The organism is Streptomyces sp. Y7, from assembly GCF_043195415.1.
In the GTDB taxonomy this organism is placed as follows: domain Bacteria; phylum Actinomycetota; class Actinomycetes; order Streptomycetales; family Streptomycetaceae; genus Streptomyces.
Genome location: NZ_JBIDDQ010000002.1, coordinates 605265 through 621314, shown reverse-complemented (window position 1 = coordinate 621314; position 16050 = coordinate 605265). Strand labels below are relative to the sequence as shown.

9 protein-coding genes are annotated in these 16050 nt (G+C 73.1%); 8 read left to right on the top strand and 1 reads right to left on the bottom strand.

The window, feature by feature from the left end; all coding sequences use genetic code 11:
- Positions 1-335: 335 nt before the first annotated feature.
- The 4 genes from ACGFW6_RS08605 to ACGFW6_RS08590 all read left to right on the top strand — a co-directional run bounded on the left by ACGFW6_RS08605 (position 336) and on the right by ACGFW6_RS08590 (position 7072).
- Positions 336-1088, top strand: a complete 753-nt coding sequence (locus tag ACGFW6_RS08605; protein WP_393506068.1) for a type VII secretion system-associated protein — start codon at positions 336-338, stop codon at positions 1086-1088.
- Complete coding sequence (locus ACGFW6_RS08600) at positions 1085-2377, top strand: ricin-type beta-trefoil lectin domain protein (RefSeq protein ID WP_393506065.1); 1293 nt, start codon at positions 1085-1087, stop codon at positions 2375-2377. The genes ACGFW6_RS08605 and ACGFW6_RS08600 overlap by 4 nt, the downstream gene beginning before the upstream one ends.
- A gap of 145 nt (positions 2378-2522) precedes the next feature.
- Positions 2523-5837 (top strand): right-handed parallel beta-helix repeat-containing protein, encoded by a 3315-nt coding sequence (locus tag ACGFW6_RS08595; protein ID WP_393506063.1) that lies wholly within the window; start codon positions 2523-2525, stop codon positions 5835-5837.
- On the top strand, positions 5834-7072 hold the full coding sequence (locus tag ACGFW6_RS08590) for a S8 family serine peptidase (RefSeq protein WP_393506060.1): 1239 nt from the start codon (positions 5834-5836) through the stop codon (positions 7070-7072). The genes ACGFW6_RS08595 and ACGFW6_RS08590 overlap by 4 nt, the downstream gene beginning before the upstream one ends.
- Before the next feature lie 261 nt (positions 7073-7333).
- Here the strand turns inward: ACGFW6_RS08590 and eccCa are convergent, their stop codons facing one another.
- Entirely contained in the window at positions 7334-11326 is a 3993-nt protein-coding gene (eccCa, locus tag ACGFW6_RS08585) for a type VII secretion protein EccCa (protein WP_393506058.1), read from the bottom strand.
- Positions 11327-11780: 454 nt separating this feature from the next.
- Here eccCa and eccD point away from each other — a divergent pair, with 454 nt between their 5' ends.
- The 4 genes from eccD (at position 11781) to ACGFW6_RS08565 (ending at position 16001) form a co-directional block, all read left to right on the top strand.
- The gene (eccD, locus tag ACGFW6_RS08580; protein WP_393506055.1) at positions 11781-13187 is read left to right on the top strand and encodes a type VII secretion integral membrane protein EccD; all 1407 of its coding nucleotides are present in this window, start codon (positions 11781-11783) and stop codon (positions 13185-13187) included.
- A 40-nt stretch (positions 13188-13227) separates the two neighbouring features.
- Positions 13228-14793, top strand: coding sequence for a type VII secretion protein EccB (gene eccB / locus ACGFW6_RS08575; protein ID WP_393506052.1), 1566 nt, complete (start codon positions 13228-13230; stop codon positions 14791-14793).
- A 475-nt stretch (positions 14794-15268) separates the two neighbouring features.
- The gene (locus ACGFW6_RS08570) at positions 15269-15604 is read left to right on the top strand and encodes a hypothetical protein (protein WP_389438984.1); all 336 of its coding nucleotides are present in this window, start codon (positions 15269-15271) and stop codon (positions 15602-15604) included.
- Positions 15605-15692: 88 nt separating this feature from the next.
- Positions 15693-16001, top strand: coding sequence for a WXG100 family type VII secretion target (locus ACGFW6_RS08565; RefSeq protein ID WP_393506050.1), 309 nt, complete (start codon positions 15693-15695; stop codon positions 15999-16001).
- The last annotated feature ends 49 nt before the right edge of the window (positions 16002-16050 follow it).

Genomic DNA, 16050 nt, shown 5'->3' with positions numbered 1-16050 from the left:
GTGCGCCGACCCGCCGCGGTGGCGGCCGCGGGCGGATCCGACGACGTGCCGGGTACGAGGTCTTCCCGTACGGCCCAACTTAGCCCGTACCGGCGGCGATCAACCGACCACCTCCCCCAACTCTCCCGTCGCTTTGTCCACTCCGGCCGCGCTGCTCCCGGAAAGTCCCCGACCCGGGCAGCAAACGGGCACGCCGTGGCGCGATTCGGACTTCGCCTGCCCCGCTACGGACGGGACGCGTGTGGCATCCTGGGGCTTCCGATCTGATCATCGCCGGCGTGCGCGTACGCCGTCGGCACCCAAGTGTTCGTACTGACCGAAGAGTTCAGGTGGAGATGCGCCCCGGAGAACGGCAGGAGGGCGGGCACGACGTCCCGTCCACGGTGCCCGGCAGCTCCGGCCCGGCGGCCGCCGAGCCACCCGGCGCCGACGACGCCGGGGCCACCGATCCCCCCGAGATACCCGAGGCCGTACGGGACGCCGCCCGCCGGGCGCCCGGCCACTGGATCGGGATGGTGGACCCGGAGTGGACCCACGACCGTACGCCGCCGGAATGGGCGGTGCTGGGGGAGTGGCAGTCCGACGAGAGCGGGGAGGTCGGCAACTACCGCCCCAATCCCGCCTACCGGCCTTCGGGCAGGGTGCTCGGCTGGCCGGAGCCCACCGACCCGGTGGACGCGGCGGCGCAGCGCGCGGCCACCGGCTACGGCTCGGTCGACGAGGCGTGCGCGGCGCTCGCGGAAGCGGAGATCACCGTGGTGCGCGGGCCGGACGGCGGACCGCTCACGGCCGCCGGGCTGGACGGGGCACCCGTGATCCTCTCGTTCACCTCAGCGGCGCATGAGTTCATGTCCGCGGCACTTCGGCATGACACGGTCCCGGCCCAGGAACTGGCACGATCGCTGCGCGGTTCCGGCGCGATGCTGATGGTCAACGCCGGTGCCGCCGCACCCCTGCTCGTCCCGTCGGACAGGCTCCTCGACGCCGTGCCCGAGCCGGAGACCGAGCGGGCGCCCGCGGCCTCCTCCGAGGTCCGGACCCACAGCTCTTCTGAACCCTGGCCCCACACCACAGGGAGGACCCCGTGACGCGTCCGGCCCAGCCCACCCCCACCACCCCGCGGGCGGAGTCCGGTTCCGCCGGCGAGGAGACGGCCCCGACCGCCACCGTCGCCCAGCCTCAGCCCGACGCCGAAACCGAGGTCGCCGCAGCCGGATCCGGCACCGACGAAACGACTGCCGAGGCCGAAGGAACGGCCCCGGCCGCCGCCGAGGGCCGTACGGCCGAGCCCGGGGCCGCTCCTGAGAGCGGTGCGGCGCCTGGCAGCCGGTCCGAGTCCGAGCCCGCTCGCGAGAGCGGTACGGCGCCCGGCAACGGGTCGGAGTCCGAGGCCGCTCCCGAAAGCGGTGCCGGGCCCGGCAATCGGTCCGAGTCCGCGGCGGAGCCTCATTCCGACAGCGACTCCGAGTCCGATCCAGGTGCGGCCGCGGCCGCCAAGAGCCGGCTGCCCGCTCTCGTGCGGACCATGACCGCGACCGCCATCGACCGGCCGCAGCAGCAGGCCGCTCACGTGGGGCGGCCCGGCAAGGCGGTGCTCGCCGGGGCCGCGGTCGCCGGGGCGCTGCTCGTGTCGGTGCCGTTCCTCGTCCTGACCGGGGGCGACGACAAGGACGCCAAGGCGGCCCCTGCGGGCGGCACCGTGCTCGGTGGCGGGGCGCAGGAGGCGCCCGGCGACTTCGTGGTGACCAAGCCCGACTCCGGCGCCCCGGACGACGGGAAGAAGACCTCCGCCAAGCCCGACAAGCCGGTGAAGCGGGCTCCCGGGGGCGGCGCGGCACAGGACTCGGGCAAGGAGACGCCGAAGCAGGACGGCGAGAAGGACCAGCCCAAGGGCGACGCGGACCGGGACGACCAGCCCGCGAAGTCGGGCGGCGGCGAGCAGGCCGGCGGAGGCGACGACCAGCCCGCGAACCCCGGTTCGGGTGTGACGTTCAGCGCCCCGGTCTCCCTGCGCAGCCATCTCTCGGGCCGCTGCCTCGACGTACCGAACGCCGACTTCGGCGACGGCAAGAAGCTGTTCGTGTGGGACTGCAACAACGGCGTGGCGCAGAAGTGGCAGTTCGCCTCCGACGGCACCATGCGCATCCAGGGCCTGTGCCTGGACGTGGCCAACGCGAACTACAACGACGGCACCCCGATCCAGATCGCCCGGTGCAGCGGCAACGCCGCCCAGAAGTTCGTCCTGAACGAGCGCCACGACCTGGTCAACACCGTCGTCGGCAAGTGCGTCGACATCAAGGACAACAACACCGGCAACGGCGCCTGGCTGCAACTGTGGACCTGCGCCGGCACCGACAACCAGAAGTGGAGCGTCTGACCGCGCGCCAGACGCCTTCAGGCCGAGAGCGTCGCTCCCGGCACCTGACCGCCCCGGCAGCGGGGCATGATGGCACCGTCGGCTCGCCGACACGCGCCCACGGGGGCGCCCGCTGAAGACGTTGCCCTAGCAAGGAGGTTGGTGCGTGTCGCGCCAGGTACTGACGGTCGGTCCCGGCGACCGGGACCGCTACCGGACGATCGGTGAGGCACTCTCGGCTGCCCGTACCGGCGCGCTCATCAGCGTCCGGCCCGGGACGTACGCGGAGAACCTGGTGATCCACACCCGGGTCACCCTCACCGCCGCCGAGGGCCGGGGCACGGTCGAGATCCGGCCACGTTCGGGCAGCGTGCTGGCCCTGCGCGCCGACGCCGTGATGCTCTCCGAGCTGACGCTGCGCGGCGGCGACGCCGAGCTGCCCGCCGTGGACGTACGGCGCGGACAGGCCGCGCTCGACGGCTGCGAGATCGTCGGTGCCGCCTGGACCGCGGTGCTGGCCGGAGGCACCGGATCCCTCGCGCTGCGGGACTGCCGGGTGAGCAACCCGCAGGGCGCCGGGATCGTCGTCACCTCGACCACGCCCACCACTGTGGAGTCCTGCACGTTCGAGCATCTGGGCACCAGCGGCCTGGTCCTCGCCGAACAGGGCGAGGCCCGTCTGCGCGGCTGCACCGTGCGCGCCGCCCGCGGCAACGGCCTGCTCGCCAACGGCGAAGCGACCGGAAGCGTCGAGGACTGCGACATCTCCTCCACCGACAAGCCCTCCATCGCCCTGGAGCAGAACTGCTCCCTGACGGTGGTGCGCACCGTCGTGCACGACACCAGCACCGGAGTGCACCTGAGCAGCGCGGGCCGTACGACCCTGGAGGACGTCCGCGTCACCGGCGCCTCCGGGAACGGCATCGCGCTGGCCGGGGGCACCGATCCGGTGCTGCGCCGCTGCCGCGTCTCCCGTACCCGGGGCCACGGCGTGCTGGTCACCGACCGGGCGCGCGGCACCTTCGAGGACTGCTGGGTGGACGGCGCGCAGGGCGCGGCGCTCCGCGTCGCGGGAGCCGCGTCGCCGGCCCTGACCGGCCTGACGGTGCGTGACTGCGAGCAGACGGGGCTGCTCCTGGAGGAGGACTCGGCGCCGGAACTGGACCGCCTCGAGGTGATCGGGGGCTCGCCCGCGGTCTCGGTGCGCGGCGGCGCCAACCCGCTGCTGCGCCGGGCACGGCTCGTGGAGCCCTCCGGCGACGGCATCACGGCCGGCAAGGACGCCCGCGGCCGTGCCGAGGACTGCGAGATCGTCCGGCCCAAGGGCGCGGGCGTGCGCGTCGCCTCCGGCAGCACCCTCTACCTGGCCGGTGGCGGGGTCTCCGACACCGCCACCAGCGGCCTGATCGTGGAGGACGGCGGCAACGTCACCGTCCGCGACTTCCGTATCGAGATATCCGCCGAGGAAGGCGTCGTCGTCGCGGCCGGCGGCGAGCTGACCGCCAACCGCACCACGGTGCACGCGCCTCAGGGCCACGGCTTCCTGCTCCGCGAGGGCGCGCTCGCCTCACTCAGCGGCTGCGAGGTCTCCGGCGGCGCCCAGGACGGCTTCCGCGTGGAGTCCACCGCACCGGTCTCGGTCGTGAACTGCCTGGCCCGGGAGAACGAGGGCGGCGGCCTGGTGCAGACGACCCCCGGCGAACGGCTCGCCGTGGACGGCCTGAAGAGCGCCGGCAACGGCAAGCGGGACGCCTGGGGCAGCGGCAGCGCCGAGAACACCGACCCGGCCGGTTCCGGCGCCGCGGACGGACCCGCACCGGACCGCGTGGACGGCCCGCTCGGCGCCCTCAACGCGCTGATCGGCCTGGAGAACGTCAAGCAGCAGGTCGGCACCCTGGTCAACCTGACGCAGCTCGCGCAGCGCCGCGAGCAACTCGGCATGTCCGCACCGCCGATGAGCAGACATCTGATCTTCGCCGGCCCCCCGGGCACCGGTAAGACCACCGTCGCCCGCCTCTACGGGGCGATCCTCGCCGAACTGGGCTCCCTGCGCAGCGGGCATCTCGTGGAGGTCTCCCGCGCCGACCTGGTCGCGCAGGTCGTCGGCGGCACCGCGATCAAGACCACCGAGACCTTCCAACGGGCCCTCGGCGGCGTGCTGTTCATCGACGAGGCGTACACGCTCACCGCGGACAGCGGCAACGGCGGCGCCGACTTCGGCCGCGAGGCGGTGGACACCCTGCTGAAGCTGATGGAGGACCACCGCGACGACGTGGTCGTGGTCGCGGCCGGCTACTCCCGCGAAATGGAGTCCTTCCTCGGCTCCAACCCCGGCCTGGCCTCCCGCTTCTCCCGGACCGTCGAGTTCGAGAACTACTCCGTGCCCGAACTGGTCGCCATCATGGAGAACATGTGCGCCCAGCACCAGTACGAACTGGGGGAGGGCACCGCGGCCGCGCTGGCCGCGCACTTCGAGGCGATGCCCCGGGACGCCGGGTTCGGCAACGGCCGTGCCGCGCGCGGGGTGTTCGAGGAGATGGTGGACCGGCAGGCCGTCCGGCTCGCCTCGCAGACGCAGGTCGGTGAGCACGACCTGCGGCTGCTGCTGCCGGAGGACGTGTCCGCCACCGCCGCAGCGAAGGCCGCAGAGTCCGGCACGGCGCAGGACGACCCGCTGACCCGCCTCGGCGACATGATCGGCCTGGCCGAGGTCAAGCGCGACGTCGCGGACCTGGTCAACCTCATCACCACCGCCCGCCATCGCGCCGCGGCCGGGCTGCCGGTGCCCTCCCTCAGCCACCATCTGGTCTTCACCGGCCCGCCCGGCACCGGCAAGACGACCGTCGCCCGTCTCTACGGCGAGATCCTCACCCAGCTCGGCATCCTGGAACGGGGCCAGCTGGTGGAGGCGGCCCGCGCGGACCTGGTCGGCCGCTACATCGGCCACACCGCCCAGCTCACCCGCGAGGTCTTCGAACGGGCCCGTGGCGGGGTGCTGTTCATCGACGAGGCGTACACCCTCACCCCGCAGGGCGGCGGCGCCGACTTCGGCCAGGAGGCGGTGGACACCCTGCTGAAGCTGATGGAGGACCACCGCGACGAGGTCGTCGTCATCGTCGCCGGGTACACCGACGAGATGGTGCGCTTCCTCGCCTCCAACCCCGGGCTGTCCTCCCGCTTCCCGCGACGGATCACCTTCGCCGACTACTCCTCCGAGGAGCTGGTCACCATCGTGCGCGCACAGGCCGCGAGCATGGGCTACGAGTGCGGGCCCGGCACCGGCCCGGTGCTCAAGTCGTACTTCGAGGCACTGCCCCGGGACCGCTCCTTCGGCAACGCGCGGCTCGCCCGGCAGGTGCTCGAATCGATGGTCACCCGCCAGGCGGGGCGGCTCAGTTCGCTGGCCGCGCCCACCCTGGACGACCTGCGGATCCTCATCCCCGAGGACGTGGCCGCGGCCCCGAAGGCGGCCGGACTGTGAAGCCGCACGCCCAGGGGGCCGCCCGTCTGCTGTCCGGCGCCGGACTCGCCGCCGCTCTGCTGCTGCCCACCGCCGCCGCGGCGCATCCGGCTCCCCTCTCGGGGATGCCCGCGGCCGAGGGGAAGAAGGGCCAGGAGCTTCCGGCGATGCCCTCCGCACTCGACGCGGACGCGCAGTGCACCGCCGCCTCGCGGGAGCAGGCGAAGAAGCAGGACTGGTCACGCCAGCGCCTCGACCTGGACCGGCTGCACGCCCACGGCGTCGGCACCGGTGTGACCGTCGCCCTGATCGACACCGGCGTCGCCCCCGACGCCGACGGACTCGACGGCCGCGTCACCGCCGACGGCTCCGCCGCCGAGGACTGCGTCGGACACGGCACCTTCCTGGCCGGGCTGATCGCCGGGTCCGGCGAGGGCGCCGCGCGTCTTGCGGGAGTCGCCCCGGGCGCGCGGATCCTGGCCCTGCGCGGCACGGACACGCGCGGCGAGGCGAGCCCGGCACTGGTCGCGGCGGCGATCCGCGAGGCCACCGAAGCCGGGGCCGGCGTCATCGCGGTCACGGTGGCCCTGCCGCGCCGGGACACGGAACTGACCCGAGCGGTCGCCGACGCCCGCCGGGCGGGCGCCATCGTGGTCGCCGCGGCCACCCCCGACCCGCCGACCCGGGGCGGCACCGACGAGATCCCGGCCCGCGTGTACTGGCCGGCCGGCGAACCCGGAGTCCTCTCGGTCGCCGACATGCTCCCCGGCGGCCTCCGCCCGGACCGGGCCCTGCCCACCACGGGCATCGACCTGGCCGCTCCGGGGGCCGGTGTGGTGTCCGGGGGCCCGCGCGGTGACGGCCACTACCTCGGCGCCGGCGCCTCCGTGGCCGCCGCCTACGCTGCCGGCGCGGCCGCGGTGGTCCTCGCCGCGCACCCGGACGACTCACCCGACGCCGTCACGCACCGCCTGACCGCCACGGCCTACCCCGCCGACATCCCTCAACTGGACGCCTACGCCGCCGTGACCACGGTCCTGGGCGACCCCGTCGCGGCGGGCGGCACCGACCGCGCCGCGGAGCACGTCGCCGTCCGCGACACCTCCGACGCCGACGACGCCACCGACCGAGCCACCCTCTTCGTCATCCTCGGCTCCGCCGCCGTACTCACCGTCCTGTGGGCCGCGTTCACCCTGCCCCGGGCCCGCGCGAGGGGCTGGCGCCCGGCGCGTGCGGGGGGTTCGGCGGAGGACTGAGGCGGGCGCCCGCTACGAGGCCTCCACGGAGGGCCCGGACGTCCGGGGGGCGCCGAGAAGGATCGGTGCCGTCACCCGCATGAACGCCTGTGCCCGGCCCGCCCTCGGCAAGCCCGGCGTCGGCCACGCGCGGCTGAACGCCCGAGTGCACCCCTGGGGCGCTCGGACGTCCGTCCACCCGCGCCGGGCGCCCCCCCGACACACGTCGACGGCGGGGGCCATCCAGGATGACCCCCGCCGTCCACGCACCGTCCCGCCGTCTCAGCTCTCCTGTCCGGCGTCCTGCTCCACCAGCGCCGTCTGCATCAGCCGCGCCTTGCGGCGGGCGATGTGCAGGGCGCGGCCCGGGGGCAGGTTGACCGGCTTCGCGTTGCCGAAGAGGCGGCCTTCGGTGGGCGGGCAGGAGAGCAGGATCGCGGGGTTGTTCGCCTCGTCGATGCGACGGATGAGGGCGTCGCTCAGACCCCGGCCCGCGCCCATGGCGCTGCGCGCGACGATCACGTGCAGGCCCATCTCGTAGCCGAGGGTCAGATGCTCGAAGAGCGGCTCGAAGGGGCTCTGGAAGGAGTTGCCGGACACCATGTCGTAGTCGTCGACCAGGATGAACAGCCGCGGGCCGGTCCACCAGTCGCACTTGCGCATCCGGGCGGGGGCGATGTCCGCGCCGGGGACGCGGGTCTTCATCGCGCGGGCCGCGCCGTCGATCGTCTCCTTGAGGTTGTCCAGGGAGATGACGTGCCCGATGCGGTACTCCTCCGGGATCCCGTCCACCAGCGTGCGCCGGTAGTCCACCGCGATGATCTTCGCCTCGTGGGGGGCGTAACGGGCGGTGATGCCCGCCGTGACGCGGCGCAGCAGGTTGGTCTTGCCGCTCTCCGTGTCGCCCACGACGATCAGGTGCGGGGTGCGGCTGAAGTCGTGCCACACCGGCTCCAGGGCGTCCTGGTCGATACCGAGCGGCAGGCGCATGCCGCCGCCCTCCGTGGCCTCGGGCGCGGGGAGTTCGGCCAGCGGCAGCCGGTGCGGCAGCATCCGGACCTGCGGGGCGACCGGTCCTGACCAGTGCTTGGCCACCTCACCGACCAGGTGGGCGACGCCGTCGCCGAGGTCCTCGAGGGAGCCGCTGCCGTCCAGGCGGGGCAGGCCGGCCAGGAAGTGCATCTTGCTGTCGGCGGTGATGCCCCGGCCGCCGCTGCGCGGCACCGAGCGGGCCTTGCGGGTGTCGATCTCCGAGTCCATCGGATCACCCATCCGCAACTCCAGGCGCGTCGCCGCCTGGTCGCGGACCTGCGCCGACAACTCCACCCAGCGGGTGGTGGTGATGAGCAGATGGATGCCGTAGTTCAGACCGCGGGCGGCGAGTTCGTTGAACTTCGGGACCAGGTCGTCGTAGTCCTGACGGACCGTGGACCAGCCGTCGACCACCATGAACACGTCGCCGAACGGCTCGTCGGGGAACTCCCCGGAGGCGCGCCGGCGGCGGTAGGACTGCATGGAGTCGATGGTGTGGTCGACGAAGAACTGCTCACGCCGCGCGAGCAGCGTCATCACCTCGGCGACGGCCCGGTGCACCCGCTCCGGGTTGAGCCGCGCCGCGACACCGCCCACGTGGGGGAGAGCGGCGAACTGGGAGAGGCCACCGCCACCGAAGTCGAGGCAGTAGAACTGGATCTCGGCCGGCGTGTGGGTGAGCGCGAGCGCCGCGATCAGGGTGCGGGCGAGGGTGGACTTGCCGCTCTGCGAGCCGCCCGCGATGGCGACGTGGCCGCCGGCGCCGGACAGGTCCACGATCAGCGGGTCACGGCGCTGCTCGAAGGGCTTGTCGACGAGCCCGACCGGGACGCGCAGCCTGCCGGTCCCGGACCAGCCGGCGGCGTTCAGGCCGCGCTCCGGGTCGGGAGCGATACCGGGGAGCAGGACGTCCAGCGGGGACGGTTCGTCCAGCGGCGGCAGCCACACCTGGTGGGCGGCGGGACCCGAGTCGCGCAGCCGGTCGAGGGCCACGTCGAGGAGGGTCTCCTCGTCGCCGGTCTCCTCGGTCTCCGGCTCCGGGGCGGGCGTGGGGTCGAGCGTGCGCGGCACCACCCAGCCGCTGGTCCACGGCACCACCTGGCTGGCGACGCGCGCCTGCACCACCGCGCCGGTACGGCGCCGGTACGTGCCGGAGGAGTAGGCGGCCCGGAAGCGCGTCAGCGCCTCCACACCGGACTTGAGGTAGCCGCTGCCGGGCTGGGCCGGGAGTTCGTAGGCATCCGGCACGCCCAGGACACCCCGGCTCTCCATGGCCGAGAAGGTGCGCAGGCCGACCCGGTACGACAGGTGGCTCTCCAGCTGGTGCATCCGGCCCTCGTCTAGGCGCTGCGAGGCCAGCAGCAGGTGCACGCCTAGGGAGCGGCCGAGGCGGCCGATCATGACGAACAGGTCCATGAACTCGCGGTGCGCGGAGAGGAGTTCACTGAACTCGTCGACGACCACGAACAGGCTGGGCAGCGGGGTGAGGTCGGCCCCGCCCGCGCGGGCGCGCTCGTACTCCAGGGCCGAGGTGTAGTTGCCGGCGGCGCGCAGCAGCTCCTGGCGGCGGATGAGTTCGCCGTGCAGGGCGTCCTGCATGCGCTCCACCAGGGCGACTTCGTCGGCCAGGTTGGTGATGACGGCGGAGGTGTGCGGCAGTTCCTCCAGGCCGAGGAAGGTGGCGCCGCCCTTGAAGTCGACCAGGACGAAGTTCAGGGTCTCGGAGGAGTTGGTCAGGGCCAGGCCCAGGACGAGCGTGCGCAGGAGTTCGCTCTTGCCGGAGCCGGTGGCACCGATGAGCATGCCGTGCGGGCCCATGCCGCCCTGCGCGGACTCCTTGATGTCCAGCTCCACCGGGCGGCCGTCCACGCCGACCGCGATCGGCACCCGCAGCCGGGCGGAACCGGTGTGCCGTGCGAACAGGGCCTTGGTGTCGTGCCGGTGCAGGTCGGGGATGCCGAGGAGGGTGGTGAGCTCCACGTCGGTGTCCAGCGGCTGCGCGATGTCGGTGCCCAGGCTGATCCGGCGCGAGGCGAGCAGCCGGGCCAGTGACTCCGCGCCGAGCGGGCCGAGCCGGTCCGGGCGCCCGAGCGGCACCGAACGCTCCTTGCGGCTGCGGTCGGTGCGCACCAGGTTCACCTGGTCCGGTCCCACGGTCAGCCGCAGCGTGTTGCGGCCGGGCCGCCAGCGCAGCGCGCCCGAGACGTCCAGCACGACCGCGTTGCGGTAGCCGTGGCCCTCCCAGCGGTGGCCCTCGGGGACGGTGATGCCGTCCAGGACGACGACCGTGTACGGCTCGTCACGAGCCGGGCGGGCGTCCGGGTCGAACCCCGGGCGCTCGGCGAACTCGGCGCCCAGCAGGTCGTCCAGCTCGGTGAGGTCGGCGGTGATCCGGCGGACCTGGCCGGCGCCGTCCTCCTCGTGCGGATGCAGCGCGTGCGGCAGCCACTTGACCCACTCCCAGTCGGCCCGTCGCTCGTCGCTGACGCAGAGGGCGATCCACAGCTCCTCCGGCGCGTGGAACACGGCGAGCTGGCCGAGAGCGGCGCGCACCAGCGCCCGTACGACTTCGTGGTCGGCGCCCCCGGGCTCCCCGGACGCCGCTGCCGGCTGCCCGTCCGGTTCCTGCTCGGGGCGCAGCATGATCCGCGCCGAGGAACGCAGGTACAGGCCGAGGGGCTGCTCGGGGATGGTGGAGTAGGCGCGGATGAAGCGGCGCAGGGCGTGCGCGCAGAGCGGTTCGAGGTCCTCCACCGGGCGGGTGGAGACCGGGTTGAGGGTGAGGGCGAGCTGCTGCTCGCCGACCGCGAGCCGGACCTCGCCGAAGTCCTCGTCGGCCGGGCGGCGTTCCCACAGCCGGGACGTGCGGGCCAGCGAACGCAGGGACGAGGGCTCCGGGTGGCGCCAGGCGAGCGCGCGCTGCTGCTCCACGATGGTGGACCGGACCCGCTTGCGGGTCTGCGCCAGATAGCGGAGGTAGTCGCGGCGTTCGCCCTTCAGGCGCTGCTTGCGCTCGCTGGAGCGGCGCATCAGCTGGCCCAGCAGCATCGCGCCGGCGGAGAGCGCCATGACACCCATCGCCAGGTAGATGAAGACGCCGTTCCCACCGCCCGGGCGCAGGAACATCAGCATCATCGACACCGACATCAGCGCCATCGGCAGATAGGTCCATATCGCCGAGGTGTCGGGCACCGTCTCGGCGAGGACCGGGGGCTCCTGGAGGGTCAATTGCCCTTCGGGCATCTCCGGTCCGCGCCTGCGGGCCGGCCGGCGAAACAGCACCACACTCAAGGAACAGAACCTCCGGTTTCACTGGCTTTCCGGCCCGCGCCGAATACCGGGACACCCGGTAGCCGGAAAGACCGCACCGCGCTCATTTTCCGGGGACCCGGGTACGCGGTGAACGCCGGATGAATGTTGTGAGCGGAAAGCAGGGAACGGTCAACTCTCCCACCATTCAACTGCATACCGGACAAGGAGCCCGGTCCCCAGCACGTTCCGGCGAGCGTAGGCAGTAGTGTGCATTCACGTAACGCGACCTGTCCACGCGGGAGAGGTGGTTGGCGGGCGTACGGACGTAATTCCCCTGTCCGACCCCCCTGTTCTGGCCCGTGTGGACCTTCCGTACTCTTCGCACTGCCCCGCTCGCGGGGAAGTCCTCCTGTCAAAACCCCCACGGAAGACGAGAGTTCAGCTGATGACCGACAGCGCGGTGGCCGAACTGTGCCGCCTGACCGTACGTGCGCCGAGCGTCTCCGTCGATCTGGCCGTGCCCGCCGACGTGCCGGTCGCCGATCTGCTGCCCACGCTGCTGCGTTATGTCGGCGAGGAGGCCGAGGAGGCCGGACTGGACCACGCCGGCTGGGTGCTCCAGCGGCTGGGTGACGCCCCCCTCGACGAGGAGACGACCCTCGCGCGGGCCGGGCTCGCCGACGGGGACGTGCTCTATCTGCGTCCGCACACCGAGGCGCTGCCCGAGGCGCGGCTCGACGACCTGGTGGACGGGATAGCCGACACCGCCGGCCGAAGGCTGCACACCTGGCACCCCGAGGCGGCCCGCGGGCTGCTGGTGGGCGCCACGGTGGCGACGGTCGTGGCCGCCCTGGTGCTGGTGTTCTGGCCGGGAGCGGCCGGCTCCGGCTCCGTGCGGGCCGCCTGCGCCGCCGTCGCGGGGCTGCTGCTGCTCGCGGGCGCGGGCACCGCCAGCCGCGCTGTCGGCGACCGTCTGACCGCGACCGCGCTCGGCCTGCTGGTCGCGCCGTGCCTGGCGCTGGCCGGCTGGGTGCTGCCCGGCGGTGACCTGACCGGCCCGGACGCCGCCCAGGTCGCGGGCGCGCGGCTGCTCGCGGCAGGGGCGGCCGGTGCGGGCGGCGCGGTCCTGGCACTGGCCGCCACCGCGGTCGGCGCCCCCGCACTGCTGGGAACCGCGGTCGTCTCGGTGGCCATCGCCCTGTCCGGGGCCCTGATCGGATACACGGACCTGGACGTGCCGGCGTCGGTGGCGCTGGTGGCCACGGTGTTCGTGCTCGCGGCCGGGACGGTGGCACCGTTCGCCTTCAAGCTGGCCGGGATGCGCATGCCCGCCCTGCCCTCCTCCGCCAGCCAGCTCCAGGAGGGCATCGAGCCCTACGCCGGCAGCGAGGTCGCCGAGCGCACCGAACTGGCCGGACGGTGGGTCACCGCGCTGTTCGCCGTCACCGGGATCATCGCCGCGGCGGCCCTGGTCGTCCTCGCCGAAGGCCCGAACCTGCCCGAGGTGCTGACCGCGCTCGCACTGAGCCTGCTGCTGCTTCTGCACTCCCGGGGCCTGGTGCACATCGGCCAGCGGCTGACCCTCGCGGTGCCCGGCATCTGGGGGCTGCTCCTGCTCGCCCGCAGCTGGGCGGTGGACAGCGAGGGCGACGGGCGGCTGGTGGTCTTCGCGGTGCTGCTCGGCGCCGCTGCCGCGCTGGTGATCGCCGCCTGGACGGTGCCGGGGCGTCGCATGCTGCCGTACTGGGGCCGGGCCGCGGAGATCGCGCACACCGGCATCGCCGTGGCGCTGCTGCCGCTGAGCCTGTGGGTGGCGGGACTCTTCGGCTGGCTGCGCGGCCTGTTCGGCTGAGTACACCCGCACCGCGGCGAAAGAACGACTAGGAGAGGCCGTGCAGTCCAAACGCGACCAGGTACACGCCCACAGCTTCATGATGGGCAGGCTCAGTTCGGGCCTGCTGATGGCCGACCCGGACGCCCCGGAGAGCCCGCTCGGGCGCACCACACGCGGCGTGGTCTTCGGCGTACTGGTCACCGTCCTGGTCGGTGCCGGCGCCACCGTCTACGGCCTGCTGCGCCCCGGCGGGAACGACGCCTGGCGTGACGACGCCCACCTGGTGGTCAACCGCGACACCGGCGCCCGCTACCTGTGGACCAACACCGACGGCGTGCTGCATCCGGTGCGCAACTACGCCTCGGCGCGGCTGATCGGCGGCTCCGACCTGGAGACCGTGGACGTCGCCACCGCTTCGCTGCGGGACGTCCCGGTGGGCGCCCCGGCCGGCATCCCCGGCGTCCCCGACACGGTGCCCGAGCCCGGCCAACTCGACGACGGCGCCTGGCACATGTGCGTCACCGGACCGCAAGGAGCGCTGCCGGACACCTCCGGCGCCGTGGCGAGCACCGGGGTGGAGAAGCCCGGGGCGACCACCGTGGTCGCCGGTGCGCCGCTGGGCTCCAGCGGTATCGCCGGCGACCGCGGAGTGCTGGTGATCGGGCCCGACGACACCGAGTACCTGGTGTGGCGGGGCAGCCGGCTGCCGCTGGACCGAGAGTCGGACGCCCGCAACGCCCTCGGCTACGGCTCCGAACAGCCGATGCCGGTCTCGGCGGCCTTCCTCGACGCACTGGCCCCCGGGCCCGTCTTGAAGCCGCCCGCGGTCGAGGGGCGGGGTGAGGCCGGTCCCGAACTCGGCGGTGAGGCCAGCCGGATCGGCCAGCTGTTCAAGGTCAGCGTCCCCGGCGGCGACAGCACCTACCACCTGCTGCGCCAGGACGGCCTGGTACCGCTGACCCGCCTCGGCGCCGCCCTCGTCCTGGGCGACCCCGCCACCCAGAAGGACGCCTACCAGGGGCGTTCGCCCGAGGTCCGTACGCTCGGCGCCGACGCGCTGCGCGAACACCGGGCCGAGGACCAGGACACCACCGCCTCCGCGGAGCTGCCCGACGCACCCCCCGTCCCGCAGTCCGCGCCCCAAGGCACCGCGCTGTGCGCACAGGTCGACGGCGACGACGGCGGCGTCCGGATCCGCTCGGTGCTGGTGCCGCTGACCCGGCTCGCGCCGGTCGCGGTGTCGGAGGGCACCGCGCAGCCGCTGAAGCCGGCCTGCGTCCCGACCGACGCCACGGTGGTCCGGCCCGGCCGGGGCGCCCTGGTGCGGGCCCTCAACGCCAGCGGCGCCGCCCACGCGGGGACGACCTATCTGGTGGCGGAGAACGGCGTCAAGTACCGCGTCTCCACCAAGAACTCACTGGCCGCCCTCGGGTACGAGACCGCGGACATCTCCTCCGTGCCCGCACCCCTGCTCGCCGCTCTCCCGACCGGAGCGGACCTCGACCCCGCCGCCGCGTCCGGTTCCGCCGAGCCCAGGGTGACCGCTCCGCGGTGCGCCGCCGACACGGAGCGGGAGACGGGCACGGTGAGCGCCATTGCGGACAAGGCGGACACCGGACGCTGATCACGGCAAGGGACGCATTCGGTGCCGACGAATAGGAAAAGGGCGGGGCCAACAGAAGTATTGAGCCAAAGTCGGGGACGCTGGTGTGAAGTCCACGGAGCCATCGCGGGACGGAACATGAGGGAACCTCAAACAAAGCTCAGATATTTCGGCCGGGCTGTGCCCGCGGAATCCCGGGGAAGCGCTTGCAATGCCGGATTCGGCTCTTCGCCGCGCCCGTTCGGCGTCCCCGCGTGCCCGCTTTTTGCCCGTCTCGCGTTGCCTGACGGACGGTGCGCGCCCGGGTGTCCGCCCCGTCGGTGAGGCTTGTTCATATCGCCGAAACCTCGGCACAACTCCCGTGCCACGCAAGAATTCTGAAGCGAACTGACCGAAGCTCAAATCTTCCCTGTGTGCGTTGCGCGGAACGCCGGCTTCTCTTTAGCCTCAGCGAGCAACTCTGCGACGAGACAGGGCTGAACGAAGGGAGCGCGACATGGCGGACAGCGCCGCGAGGAAAGCGGACTATGCCAAGGGCTTGGGGGGTGTCTCCTCGCTGGAGTCGGCCCGGAGCCAGGTCGAGAAGATCCAGAACAACGTCGCCGAGATCGCCGCGCGTTCGGGCGTGGGCGGCGACGAGGGCCAGGCCCTGCTGAAGCTCTTCCGCAGCTGGAACGCGGAGGCGCAGAAGGTCGTCATCCAGATCAGCAAGATGGTCGACGCGCTCCAGGAGAACGTGACCTCCGCCAACCGACTGGCGCAGGAGAACCAGGACCTGACCGAGGTCCTCAACAGCAAGACCAGCCAGGGCGTCTTCGAAGCGCTGCGCTGACCCCACCCGCAGCACCGGCCCCGTCACGGCGAGGCCGGATCCCTTGAGCTTCCCGGGCCCGGCGCCCGGCCGTCCGAGAGGAGACGTCATGGCCGACGGCATCATCGACGTGCAGTACCCCGTGGTCCGCAACGCCATCGAGGAACTGATGGCCCAGACCCAGCAGATCATCACCACCCTCAACAACCTGGAGGACGAGCTGAAGCCGCTCGTCACCTCCTGGGAGGGCTCCGACCAGGAGACGTACCGCCAGGTCCAGGCGGAGTGGGACCAGGCCACCAAGAACATGGCCCAGCTCCTCGGCGACAACGGCGAGCTGATCCAGACCATCCACGACAACCACTCCCGGGACGAGCGCAAGAGCGCCGACAACTGGGGGACCGTGCGGGCCCGTTAGGGGCACAGCCGGAGATTCCCTCCGTCGAGGGTTCGACCGACGCGGCCGT

What these genes read in the sequence shown, in the direction of transcription:
- ACGFW6_RS08605 (WP_393506068.1), top strand. Translation starts at nt 336, where the DNA reads ATGCGCCCCGGAGAACGGCAGGAGGGCGGGCACGACGTCCCGTCCACG.
- eccCa (WP_393506058.1), bottom strand. Translation starts at nt 11,326, where the DNA reads ATGCCCGAAGGGCAATTGACCCTCCAGGAGCCCCCGGTCCTCGCCGAG.
- ACGFW6_RS08570 (WP_389438984.1), top strand. Translation starts at nt 15,269, where the DNA reads ATGGCGGACAGCGCCGCGAGGAAAGCGGACTATGCCAAGGGCTTGGGG.
- eccD (WP_393506055.1), top strand. Translation starts at nt 11,781, where the DNA reads ATGACCGACAGCGCGGTGGCCGAACTGTGCCGCCTGACCGTACGTGCG.
- ACGFW6_RS08565 (WP_393506050.1), top strand. Translation starts at nt 15,693, where the DNA reads ATGGCCGACGGCATCATCGACGTGCAGTACCCCGTGGTCCGCAACGCC.